This is a genomic window from Brevundimonas diminuta, assembly GCF_050310045.1.
Lineage (GTDB): Bacteria > Pseudomonadota > Alphaproteobacteria > Caulobacterales > Caulobacteraceae > Brevundimonas > Brevundimonas diminuta_F.
Map to the genome: position 1 here is coordinate 2089436 of NZ_CP190005.1, position 12159 is coordinate 2101594.

Below are 12159 nucleotides of genomic sequence, written 5' to 3' on the forward strand. Positions count from 1 at the left end.
CCCTCCCTTACAACCTCAGGTAACCACGAACAGTGAAGCTTTGAAAGAGGCCTAGATATCCAGGATATTTAGCATCGGGTCGCGCTGACTGATATCGGCCAGATTCACCCCCGTCGTCTCGCGGTAGTGAGCCAGGTCGTCGAAGGCCAGCAGGCCCTGTCCCATTTCAGGGTGAGGCGGCCTCAGCACGCCGCGCGAGAGCCATTCATCGCGCGCTTTTTTCGGAATGGCGACGATATAGGGCTGAAGCCCGCGCAGGTGACGCGCCAGCGGGCGATCGGCGGCCTTCAGCTCCGCGAGGATGGCCTTGCTTCTGTCGTCGAACGGTACGACCACCGGCTCCATCACATCGTCGATCAAGCGGAACGCCTCGGCGATGGAGCGGAACCGGAAGTTCAGCCTGCCAGCTCCCGCGCGAACCGAGCGCATGACGCCCGGCGCGCCGTCGATCTCCAGCGCGTCGAGGGCGTCGACGCCCTTCTGGAAATAGACTTCATTGAAATAATCTCGATTGGCCGCCAGCCCCAGAAGATCATCATGTCCGGCGCGAGAGACATGGCGCAGAGCCTGCTGATAGATCTTCCGGCTCTGGGGCGTCTTGGCGTCCGCAGGCGTGAAAACCACCACCCGGCCCGTCTCCAGCCGACCTTCGCGATTACAGCGCCCCGCCGCCTGCGCCACGCTGTCCAGCCCCGCCTCGACGCGCCAGACTTCAGGGAAGTCGACGTCGACTCCGGCTTCGATCAGGGAGGTCGCCACAAGCCGGACAGGCCGCCCGTCCCGAAGCCGCGCCTTGACGTTCTCCAGCACCTGTCGCCGATGAAGCGGGCACATCAGCGTGCTGAGATGAACGGCGCCGGGCAGATGGCGGATCGCCTCAAACAGGCTTCGGGCATGGCTGCGCGTGTTGACGATGCATAGCATCTGCGGCTGCACCGTAAAACGGCCGACGATGTTTTCGTCCGAGGTTTCCGCCTGCACCTCGACGGTGACGCGACGAAGCCGCTGATAGAGATCGTCGGGATCGGGCGCCAACTCCCGTTCAGCCCCGATATCCAGGCCCAGCCCGTCCGGCAGGGCCTGATCCAGTTTGCGCCATGCGGGCTGGGTCGCGGTGCAGACCACTACGCTCGCCCCATAGTTGCGCGCCAGTTCGTCGAGCGCGGCCAGACAGGGACGCAACAGATGCGGCGGCAGCGTCTGGGCCTCATCCAGCACGATCACCGCACCGGCCAGATTATGCAGCTTACGGCACCGCGACGTGCGACTGGCGAACAGGCTCTCATAGAACTGGACCGCCGTGGTCACAACAACGGGGACATCCCAATTCTCGGCGGCCTTCTTAAGTTTAGAAAGGCCTGCGCGTCCCTCGTCGTCGCCCTCTTCCGCTCGACCTTCCCAATCGAACGTCGCATGATGCTCCAGAACGTCATCCTCTGTCTTGAGAGCGTCTCGGAAAACCTGGGCCGTTTGCTCAATAATCGAGGTGTAGGGGATGACATAGACCACCCGCCGCATGCCGTGGCGGGCGGCGTGTTCCAGGGCGAATGACAGCGACGCCAACGTTTTTCCGCCGCCTGTCGGTACAGTCAGGGTGAACAGGCCTGGCTCAAGCTCGGCCTTTGAAACTGCGTGATCCAGAATTTTCCGGCGCAGGGCGTTAACCGGCGTATTCACCGCTACAGCCTGTTTTTGCGCCATGAAAGATCGCAGTCGATCGCGCAGGACATCTAGGGGCAGATGAGAGCCGCGTCCTGCGTCTTCCCTGTTGGCGCGAGCATAAAAGGCTTCGGTCGCCAGAAAATCAGCGTCGACCAGAGCGGAAAACAGCATCCGCGTCAGGAAAAACGGCGTGAAGCCGCTTTCATCACTTAAAACCAGTTGTCGTGATGGCGCCAGATCGGACGCTGAGGGAAGGGGACCTGTATGATTTCGCCATCCATCATAATCCCTGATTTCGTAGTCATCAGGTGACAGTCGACGATTCAGGCTCTCGGGATCTGCCAGACCCGCATGGTGGCCTGCGATCGCATAGGCGAGCATCCGCCCCATAGTCGGGCCGTAGAGTTTTTGCGCCTCTCGCGCACCGGCGGTGGAATGGTCCGGCCCCTTTCGACCGTCCTCCGGCGGTGCAGAAATATAGGTCAGATACGCCTGCGCGACCTTGCCGATGTCGTGCAGCAGACCCAACGTCCTGCCGATGCCCGCCATGCCGAACGCCTGAGCATGCAGAGCGGCCAGAACGGCGACCGCCTCCAGATGCTCAGCCAGCGTCTCCCATTCTGAGCGGGGACGCCCCTGCAGGGAGTGGGCGTAACGTTGGGAATCTCTATCAATCACGGACGATATCCACAGCCGACCTTGCCTGCCCGCCGCAGCGCAACCCCGGTCGGATGCTGATAACCGCCCTAGACATCAAGGTTTTGCAAGTTTTCAGTGTGGCGTGCGCCTCAAGGCTCAGGCCTCAGAGTCAGGAGAGCGCTGTTGCGGCGAGGGCTTCTGCTTGTCTGTCGGCAGATGGAGGTCACTCATATTCAGACTCCTCGGGAGCCTGAATCAGATCGCGCGCCTCTCATCAATGGGTCATGGGTCTAAAAACAGGGACAGGGCCTGAGTCCGTCCTCTTCATGAAACGTCCATTCAGACGCATCCTTTTCTTGTCAGCCCCGCGCAACCACACACAGCTTTTGTCCAGGCCCGGTTCGTGGCACTGCCTCCGAATGCCTGCGTCCAAAACCTCCACCAAACCTGACCGCCCTTTCCCCACCCTGATGCTGGAGCTTGAGGCGGGCGCGACCTGGAACGGTCTGATCTGCGGGGTGGATGAGGCGGGGCGCGGGCCTTGGGCCGGGCCGGTGTCGGCGGCGGCGGTGATCCTGAACCCGGACGATCTGCCGCCGGGCATCGATGACTCCAAGGCGCTGACGGAAAAGCGTCGGGCCGTGCTGGAGCCGATCATTAAGGCGAAGGCTCTGGCCTGGGGCGTCGGGTTCGCCTCGGTGGAGGAGATCGACGAACTGAACATCCTGCACGCCACGGGCCTGGCCATGCGGCGCGCGGTCGAGGTGCTGGGCCATCCGCCCGTTCATGCGCTGGTGGACGGCAATTATCGCTTCAAACTGCCCTGCCCGGTGACGCCCGTGGTCAAGGGGGATAGCCGGTCGCTGTCGATTGCGGCGGCCTCGATCCTGGCCAAGACGGCGCGGGACCGGGTGATGATCGAGATGGACTCTGTCTATCCGGGTTACGGCTTTGGGGGCCACAAGGGCTATAACGCCCCCATTCATCAGAAGGCGTTGCAGACGCTGGGTCCCTGCCCCGCGCACCGGCGCAGCTGGGCGCCGATAAAAGCGTTGTTGAAAGCCGCCTGATCTGAGCTCGAAAGGCGTTCAGACCGACAGGGCGCCGCCGACCAGCATTCCGACAAGACCGGCGACGATCGCCCCGATCAGCAGGATGGTCCAGCCATCAAGACCTCTGCCGACCGAACTGCGGCCGCTGCGTGGCGTCGGGCGGACAGAGCGCAGCACTTCCTGTCGGGAAGCAAGATCGCGGGCTCCGAAACGGGCGGCGGGATCAGGGACACTGGAAAGCGTACGCATACGGCTGAAACGGTGAACGCATGATTTTCGTTCCCGTCAGGCGGCGACCGGCAGTTCCACGGGCTGTTCCGTAACCACGAAAAGATATTCCACGTTCCTGAGTCGTCCGACCGAACCGACCTTCTGCCCCTTCAGATTATGGATGCCGATGCGGGCGCCGACATAGCGGGGGTGCGGAATCTCGACCACCTGCACATGGCCGCGCGCAGCCAGCATGGCCGTCAGGTCTTCGCGGCTCAGATAGCCTTCGTCGTTGAAGCTGACGATCAGGTTCGGCGCCTTCAGCCGCTCGATGACGGTCTGCAGGGCCGGGCCGATGCCGGGGCGGCTGTTGAAGGCGGACTTGCGGGTCTTCACATCCACCCGCTTGCGCGCCACACCATAGGTTTCCGGCTTGTCCCACAGCACCAGACTTTCCCAGCAGTGATAGTTGCCGAGGTAGGAGTGCTGGTTATAGGGCGGGTCCAGATAGACGAGGTCGGCCTCGACCTCGGCGGCGATCTCAACCGCGTCTGCACGCGTGGCGAGGCACGGCCCCGCCTCTACGCCGGGCAGCAGGTCCGGCAGGCGCAGTTCCAGCGGTTTCAGCGCGCGCGGCGCCCACTGCTTCATGAAGGCCATCTGCAGGCCCGCCGTGGAATCCACCCGGTCGGCCGCCTCCATCAGCGCCACCAGCACCACCGCCTTCAGCTCAGGCTCCAGCCCCATGACCTCGATGCGTTCGCGCATGGCGTCGATGCGGGCGCCGTTGTCGGGATGGAAGAAGCGGGCTTCCTCGCAGAACGTCTGGGTGAACCAGCCCGGCGCGGGCGTCAGGGCGCGCAGTTCGGCCAGCACCGCCTCGGCCCGCTCGGCCCAGACCTCGCGGTCGGCCTGAACATAGGCCGTGGCCAGCGCATGGGCGTAGGCGTTGTGATCATTGGACCAGACACGATAGCCCGCGCGCTTCAGCGCATGGCCCACGCGTGCGGTGCCGGAGAACAGGTCGCAGACCGTCCCGCCCTGCGGCCGCGCCGCCTGCACCGCGCCCATGACATGGCCCAGAAGCGCACGCTTTGAGCCGATGTATTTGATCATTCCGTCCTGTCAGGTCCTGCGGGCGCGCTTCGCCCCGGTTTTGTTGCGGCCCTCAGCATGGGCCGGAGCATGGGCCAGACGCAACAGATTCGCCGCGCCCGGCGCCCCGAAGGGCGTTCCGGCCAGGATCAGCACGCGCTGGCCCGGCTCGGCCAGACCATAGAGCATGGCCGCCTCGACCGCATCGTCGGTCAGGCTTTCCAGCGAGGTCGGCTGGTCGCCCAGACGCGGCTCCAGCCCCCAGACCAAGGCCAGACGCCGCGCCGTCTCAGGCTTGGGCGTCAGGGCCAGCACCGGCTGCAGGGGCCGCTCGCGCGACATCCGCCGCGCTGTGCCGCCCAGCGTCGTGAACACCACCATACAGGCGGTGGACGACGCCTCGGCCGCCTTCCTCGCCGCCGCGACCAGAGCGTCCACGTCGTGAATGTCCATGCCCGCGTGGTCGGCGTCCATCAGACCCGGCCACAGGGGGTCGCGCTCCACCCGCTCCATGATGCGGTTCATGATGGTGACGGCTTCCAGCGGATAGCCGCCCGCCGCTGTCTCGGCCGACAGCATCAGGGCGTCGGCGCCCTCATAGACGGCGTTGGCCACGTCGGACGCCTCGGCGCGGGTCGGGGCCGGAGCGCTGGTCATCGATTCCAGCATCTGGGTGGCGACGATGGCGGGCACGCCGCGCTGCCGGGCGGCGCGCAGGATCTTCTTCTGGGCGACAGGCACCTCTTCCGGCTCCATCTCAACGCCCAGATCGCCGCGCGCGACCATGACGCCGTCGCAGTAGTCGAGGATGCTCTCAAGATCGTTCAGGGCCTGCGGCTTCTCGATCTTGGCCAGACAGGCGGCCTGACCGTTCACGATGCGCTTCAGCTCGGCCATATCCTCGGCCTTCTGCACGAAGCTGAGGGCCACCCAATCGACGCCGAGACGAAGCGCAAAGGCCAGATCCTCGCGATCCTTGGGCGTCAGCGCCGACACCGGGATGACCGCCTCAGGCACCGCCACCCCCTTGCGGTCCGACAGTTTCGAGCCGCTCTCGACCGTCACGTCGCACCATGCGTCGGTGCGCTCGCCCACGCGCAGCCGCACCCGCCCGTCGTCCAGCAGCAACAGCATTCCCGGCCGCAGCGCCTTGAAGATTTCGGGATGCGGCATCTGCACCCGCGTCGCGTCGCCCAGCGCCGGGTTCAGGTCGAAGCGCATCTTGTGGCCCGGCTTCACCTCGATCTCGACGTCGGCGAAGCGGCCCAGCCTCAGCTTCGGCCCCTGCAGGTCCGCCAGCACGCCCAGCGGCCGCTTCAGCGCCATCTCGGCCCCGCGCACAGCCTTGAGTGCGGCGGCGTGGTCGTCGTGCGAACCGTGGCTGAAGTTCAGGCGAAAGACGTCCACCCCGGCCTGCGCCAGCGCCTTGACCGTTCCCGGCGCGCGGCTGGCGGGTCCGAGTGTCGCGACGATGCGCGCGCGGCGGGCTCTTTGCATGAACGGGTTTCCTCTTGCGGCTCTGACGGCCCGGCGCCTCCCCTCAGAGGCGCTTCTCGAGCCGTTGTGCCAAGGAAACGCATCCGACGTAAGACCGTCCCATCGCGTCGAAACACGAGTTTATGACGGCCCGCGCGACCTGTCTCGCGCCGCCTATTTCGCCCCGCCTATTTCGTCTGGCAGCGCCCCTTGGCGAACTGGGGCAGGTCCATGCAGCGGCCGTCGATGGGACCGTCCGGCTGGACGCCGATCAGATTGGCCAGCGTCGGGGCGATGTCGATGGTGCGCATCGGCAGGAAACGCTCCTGGCCTTGCGCGCCCGGCCACCAGAAGATGATCGGCACACGGCGGTCGTAATCCCAGGGCGAGCCGTGGCTGGAGATGGCGCCGCCAACACGGCCCTGACCTGTCAGGCCCGGCTGCCAGGCGCGCATGATGTCCGGCGCGCGGCCGCCGACGGCGGACAGGCGCAGGCGCTCGCGCACCGTCAGCTCTTCCGGGTTGTCCGAGGCGGGCAGAGGCTCGGCCAGAAGTTCGTCGCGCGACACCGCCATCGCCACCTGCGGCTCGGCGTTCAGCAGTTCTATCGCGGCGGTCAGAACCTGTGAGCGCAGGGGCTCGGCCAGCGACTTGCGGTCCTTGTCGACGATGACGAAACCGCCCGCCGAGGACACGACCGGATCGGCGTCCAGCCCAAAGCGGGCCTTCAGCGCGGCGTTGACGCGCGGTTGCAGGGCGGCGTCCACGCGGCCCGCGGCGGGATAGCCCTCAAGCGCCGAACGCTCGGGGAAGTCAGAGCCGCCGTGGTCGGCCGTCAGCGCCACGATAACCCCGCCCGGAATGGTCGACAGACGGTCCAGGAAGGCGCCCAGCGCCGCGTCCAAACGCAGCATCTGCTCGCACATCTCAGGCCCCTGCGTGCCGAAGGCGTGGCCGATGCGATCGGTCGCCGACAGGCTGACGCCCAGCATGTCGGTGACGCCGCGACGGCCCAGCTGCTGCGTCTCCAGCAGTTCGATGGCGCCTTCCAGCGTCAGTTCATCCAGCACCGGCGAGTTGTCGAAGCGGTCGTTCGCGGGCGGCAGCTTTGAATCGAACACCTGACCGCCGATGGTCCACTGGCCTTCCAGACGGCGGCAGGCGGCGTTGGTATAGGTCCAGCTGGGCGTGGAGCGGCTGAAGCGATCCATCATCCGCGCGTTCACCGCCGCCACGGGCGCGAGGCGCGCCTGCGCCGTCTGGCCCGGCTCGACATAGGTGGTGAAGCCGAAACCGTCGGTCAGCCAATAGGCGCCGTCCGCCTTGTGCCCGGCCAGGTTGATGGCGCCGCGATCCTTGCCCGAGACGCCGTAGACGCGGCTGTCAGGGCTGACCGACTTCAGCCAGTCGCCCAGCGTGGACACCGCCAGATTGCCAGGACCGACCGGGCCGTTGTCGGTGTTCTTGCCGTGCGCCAGCGTGTTCTGCGGGGCGGCCAGACAATAGGTGGTCTTGCCCGTCGTGGTGTCGACCCAGTCGTTGGCCGGAATGCCGCTGCGCGCCGGATGGGCGCCGGTCAGCACGGTCGAGTGGCCTGCGCAGGTCACGGTCACGCCGTGGGTCTGATAGCCGTTGATCGAGACCATGCCCTGATCGGCCAGGGTCTTCAGCCCGCCGGTGAACTGGCTGCGGTATTGGTTGAACAGATTGGCGCTGAGCTGATCCACCACGATGGTCACGATCAGGGCGGGCGCGGCCATGTCGGCCGACGACGCGGTTGGGGCGGTCGGGGCGGGCGCAGCCGCCGCTTCAGCCGCCTGCGCTCCGGTCGTGATCGCGGCGAGGCCCAGCGTAAGGCCGAGGGCGGAGGCGAGAAGACGGCTGCGGATCATCAGGAACACCAAGCGAAGCAGAAAGTCGTGAAACACCTACGCTGGCCTCATGACGGGGCCAAGACAGCAGCGCTCGAAAAAAGGCGGCGGCGGCCCCCTTTTCCGTCAGATCATCGGCTCGCCGCGCCGGTGCGCGTCCAGCCACTCGCGGAAGAAGGCGCGGGCGATGAAGGCCAGCACTGCGGCCACGATGACGGGCCACATCAGGACATAGGCGGTCAGCCAGAAGGCGGTCATGGCGATCTCTCCTTGATTATCGGGATTGGGGAAGGGGTTGGTCGGCGCGCGTGGCGGTCCGGGCGGGCGCGGGCGCCGCGTCCTCCTCGACATCGAAGTCGCCGGTCATTCGGGCGATGCGCGAGAAGTCGAAGCCGTCCTGATTGGACAGGGACATGGCGGTGCAGACCACGGTGCTGACGGCATAGGCGATCAACGAACCGCTGAGCACGGCGTAGTCATGCAGGAAGCCGATGCCGAAGGGCGCGACGGCCAGCGCCGCCAGCACCCCGACGATCCGCGCCGTCCTTGCGCCGAAAAAGCCGAATGTCATCAGGCCCGCGACCACGCCCACCCCGACCACGGCGACGACATCGAAGACATAGCCGACCGCTCCGTCCATCGGGATCCAGCCGAACCTGACCGGGAAGAAGATCGCCAGGGCTGCCAGCACCGAGACGGTGAAGGCCTTGTTGGTCACCTTCTCCCAATAGAAGCTGGCGATGACGGGGAAGACCAGCGCGCCCCAGATGGCGCCGACCAGCACCAGCAGGTCGAGGATGTTCATCCGCGCGCCCGCGAAATACAGGGCGGCTCCGGTGGCGATGACCATGGTGGCCCGCCCGATGGTCAGCATCAGGCGCGGATCGGCCTTCTTGCCGCGCGCCCGGCCATAGATGTCGGCCATCATGATCGACGACAGGGCCGACAGGTCGGAGTCCGCCGTCGAGGCCAGCGAGCCGATGATCATGATGAAGAAGACGCTCAACAGCACCGGCCCGAAATAGGTTCCGGCCAGTTGCGGGATCAGATTGTTGAGGTCGCCTTCCATCGGATTGATCCCGGCGTACAGGGCCACAACGCCCAGCATGCCGATGCCGATGATGGTCGCGCCATAACCGACGGTGGCCGTGATGAAGGTCGGCTTGATCAGGTCCTCACGCACGGCGAACAGGCGCTGGGCGATCGTCTGGTTGCCGATGGCGTAGGCCAGGACGGCGGCGATATAGGGCGCCCCCTGCTTCAGGAAGGCGTCGGACGAGAAGAAGCTGGTCTGCTGCGGCGTCAGATTGGATGCGCCCTCGACGAAGACCGCCGGGCCGCCCATGGCGAAGAAGATCGCCGGAATGACCACGACCACGGCGCCCAGCATGGCGCACACCTGAATGAAGTCGGTCAGCACCGAGGCCCGGAACCCCGACCACAGCGTATACAGCAACACCCCGCCCGCGATGACGACGATGCCCTGGCTGAAGCTGAACGGCGACAGCATGGCGATCAGGGCGCCCCCGGCGATGAAGTTGGACGTCAGGCTGATGACGCTGCCCAGGATGTTGGACCCTGCCAGCATCAACTGGCTGGAACGACCGTGCCGGGCGTACATGACCTCGGCCAGCGTATGGGCGCGCGGCGCCACGGCGCGGATGCGTCGGCCATAGGGGTAGATGAACAGGATCATCAGCGCCCCCCACAGCCCATAATGGATCGGCCCCGATATGCCGTAGACATAGCCCGAGGTGGCGGACGCATACATCGACGCCGCCCAGATCCACGTCGCCGTCATAGAGGCCGCCGAGACGCCCAGACCGATGCCGTTCCCGGCAGTCATATAGGCGTCGGCGTTTTCCTTGCGTCGGCTGATCCGCAACGAGATCAGCATGGTCAGGCCGAAAAACAGCACCAGCAGGCCGACCGTCAGCGGCCCGCCCAGTTGTTGAAGTTGTACGTCGTCCACGCGCGCCTGCGCTCCTGTCTCTTCTTGCCATCAGGCGAGCCCCCGGCTCGCCATCCGCGCAGCCGCAAAGACGTCGCCGCGCCACTGGCGCAGGCCGACGGGATGTCACGGTTGCATTCGCGCCCGACAGAAACGCCCGGCGCAATGAACGGCGCGTCGAACGCGCCAGCGCGGCTTAACCCTCAAGCCACAAAGACGCAGCCTAATACATCAATGGCAAGGCTGAGATAAAGTTTTTGTGCACCACGACATACTTGACGGAAACCGGGCCCAATCTACCCACTCTTGAAAGGTTCAAACCCGCACCAAAAACTTCAAATTAGCGAAAAATAAAATGACCTGAATATTTTCTCAATCACAACCACCCTAAAGGGGCAAGAATTGCTCATTCATCTCGTTTGAATATACAAAATCAAAAAATGCTTTCATCACCTCTACCTGCCACATCGCGCAGGAGCCGTCTTCAGCGCCCGTTAAACCGTACTCCAGAACGACAAATCGCCTGCATCGGCGCTGACCCAGCCATTCCCTGAAGGATTAAAATGCTCAAGCGCACCGACATCTCTGGATAGCGGCAACCGCGCCTCGCGATTCAGGCATGAGAACAGGCTTAAGCCGCTGGCGCAGAGATGGTTCAGCCTTGTCAGGCCATGTTTATACCACGGACGTCAAAGATCATATCAACCCGTTCGGCGACGCTGAACGTGCGGGCGCGATACATGCCCGCAAGCAGACAGAATTTGCCCCCTGCAGTCAGAACATCGGGACGGCGCCTTCGGCCCGGTCTTCATATCCTCGACCCTGGTTCGCCCAGGCCGCATCGTTACGGTGTTGATGCAGATCTCAAACTCGCGGTCCAGCGCCGCGCACCGAGCTTGCAATCGCGGCCTTCAGCGCATGGAAAGCGCGTGTGCGCCGTAGCGCTCCCCTGCCGCATGAGCCCATACGGCTTCATGCCATTCTTGCTGAAGGATCACATCCCCAAAGGGTGGAACCGCACAGCTAATGGCCGACTGCGGTATTCTCCGCGTCCATCAGATAGGGGTTGTTGACCACCACGGTCACGCCCGGCGGCAGGCCCAGTTCCTGGAAGGTCCACTCCATCTGCACCCCGCCCTTGACCGGGCGCGCGCAGCGGTCCTCGCCCAGACGGCGCAGGGTGATGACGGCGGAATCCTTCAGACGGGTGATGAAGGGTTTCACATCCGCCTTGTCGGTGCAGCCGTTGGAACTGACCCGGAAGACGGCCAGATCGCGGGTGAAGGCGGCGGCGTGGATCGGCTCCAGCTGACCGGGCATCCCCTCGGTCCGCACCAGAGCGCCCGGCGCGCGGGCGCAGCCGGACAGGGCGACGAAGACCATCACAGCGCAGAGGGCGATCTGACGTTTTATCTCTGGCCTCCCGCGCTTTCAGCCTGACAATTGACGCATTGTGGCCCGGTTTCGCCAAAAAGGGAACAACCGCAGGTTTGCAAGCCTGCAAAGAAAAAGGAGGCCCCGGCGAACCGGGGCCTCCTCTTGTCCTGAACCGCGTCCCGACGGATCGGGCGGGATCGTCGCTCTTACGAAGAGTAGTATTCGACGACCAGGTTCGGCTCCATCTTCACCGGATAGGGCACGTCGGACAGTTCCGGCACTCGGCCGTAACGGACCGAGAAACCACGATCGCCCAGTTCCAGATAGTCAGGCAGATCACGCTCGCCCGATTGCTGGGCTTCCAGCACCAGGGCCATATTGCGCGACTTTTCCTTGACCTCGACGACGTCGCCGACCTTCACGCGGTAAGAGGCGATGTCGACCTTCTTGCCGTTGACGGTGACGTGGCCGTGCGAGACGAACTGACGGGCGGCCCAGACGGTCGGCACGAACTTGGCGCGGTAGACGATGGCGTCCAGGCGCGATTCCAGCAGACCGATCAGGTTTTCCGAGGTGTTGCCCTTGCGGCGGGCGGCTTCGGCATAGGTCGCCGCGAATTGCTTCTCGGTGATGTTGCCGTAGTAGCCCTTCAGCTTCTGCTTGGCCTTCAGCTGCAGACCAAAGTCAGAGACCTTGGACTTGCGGCGCTGACCATGCTGGCCGGGGCCGTAGGAGCGCTTGTTGACGGGGGACTTGGCACGACCCCACAGGTTTTCACCCATGGCCCGGTCGAGTTTGTACTTGGCGCTATGGCGCTTTGACATGT

10 protein-coding genes are annotated in these 12159 nt (G+C 64.9%); 1 reads left to right on the forward strand and 9 read right to left on the reverse strand.

Annotated features, from left to right (window positions below; all coding sequences use genetic code 11):
- Positions 1–51 precede the first annotated feature (51 nt).
- Positions 52–2340 carry a CRISPR-associated endonuclease Cas3'' gene (locus ACORJG_RS10145; RefSeq protein ID WP_427788914.1) on the reverse strand — a complete coding sequence of 763 codons (2289 nt, stop codon included), beginning with the start codon at positions 2338–2340 and terminating at the stop codon, positions 52–54.
- A gap of 380 nt (positions 2341–2720) precedes the next feature.
- Between ACORJG_RS10145 and ACORJG_RS10150 the strand changes: the two genes are divergently transcribed.
- The gene (locus ACORJG_RS10150; RefSeq protein WP_427788915.1) at positions 2721–3371 is read left to right on the forward strand and encodes a ribonuclease HII; all 651 of its coding nucleotides are present in this window, start codon (positions 2721–2723) and stop codon (positions 3369–3371) included.
- An 18-nt stretch (positions 3372–3389) separates the two neighbouring features.
- Here ACORJG_RS10150 and ACORJG_RS10155 read toward each other — a convergent pair whose 3' ends face one another.
- The 8 genes from ACORJG_RS10155 to rpsD all read right to left on the reverse strand — a co-directional run bounded on the left by ACORJG_RS10155 (position 3390) and on the right by rpsD (position 12157).
- Entirely contained in the window at positions 3390–3530 is a 141-nt protein-coding gene (locus tag ACORJG_RS10155; RefSeq protein ID WP_427788916.1) for a hypothetical protein, read from the reverse strand.
- 108 nt (positions 3531–3638) lie between these two features.
- Positions 3639–4679, reverse strand: coding sequence for a DNA adenine methylase (locus ACORJG_RS10160; protein WP_427788917.1), 1041 nt, complete (start codon positions 4677–4679; stop codon positions 3639–3641).
- A 9-nt stretch (positions 4680–4688) separates the two neighbouring features.
- Complete coding sequence (gene pyk, locus ACORJG_RS10165; RefSeq protein ID WP_427788918.1) at positions 4689–6155, reverse strand: pyruvate kinase; 1467 nt, start codon at positions 6153–6155, stop codon at positions 4689–4691.
- 167 nt (positions 6156–6322) lie between these two features.
- On the reverse strand, positions 6323–8026 hold the full coding sequence (locus tag ACORJG_RS10170; RefSeq protein ID WP_427788919.1) for an alkaline phosphatase family protein: 1704 nt from the start codon (positions 8024–8026) through the stop codon (positions 6323–6325).
- 105 nt (positions 8027–8131) lie between these two features.
- On the reverse strand, positions 8132–8263 hold the full coding sequence (locus tag ACORJG_RS10175) for a putative transporter small subunit (protein ID WP_346533025.1): 132 nt from the start codon (positions 8261–8263) through the stop codon (positions 8132–8134).
- Positions 8264–8279: 16 nt separating this feature from the next.
- Positions 8280–9977, reverse strand: coding sequence for a sodium:solute symporter family protein (locus ACORJG_RS10180; RefSeq protein ID WP_427788920.1), 1698 nt, complete (start codon positions 9975–9977; stop codon positions 8280–8282).
- Positions 9978–10979: 1002 nt separating this feature from the next.
- Positions 10980–11339, reverse strand: a complete 360-nt coding sequence (locus tag ACORJG_RS10185) for a hypothetical protein (RefSeq protein ID WP_427788921.1) — start codon at positions 11337–11339, stop codon at positions 10980–10982.
- A gap of 200 nt (positions 11340–11539) precedes the next feature.
- Entirely contained in the window at positions 11540–12157 is a 618-nt protein-coding gene (rpsD, locus tag ACORJG_RS10190; protein WP_427788922.1) for a 30S ribosomal protein S4, read from the reverse strand.
- Between the last annotated feature and the right edge of the window lie 2 nt (positions 12158–12159).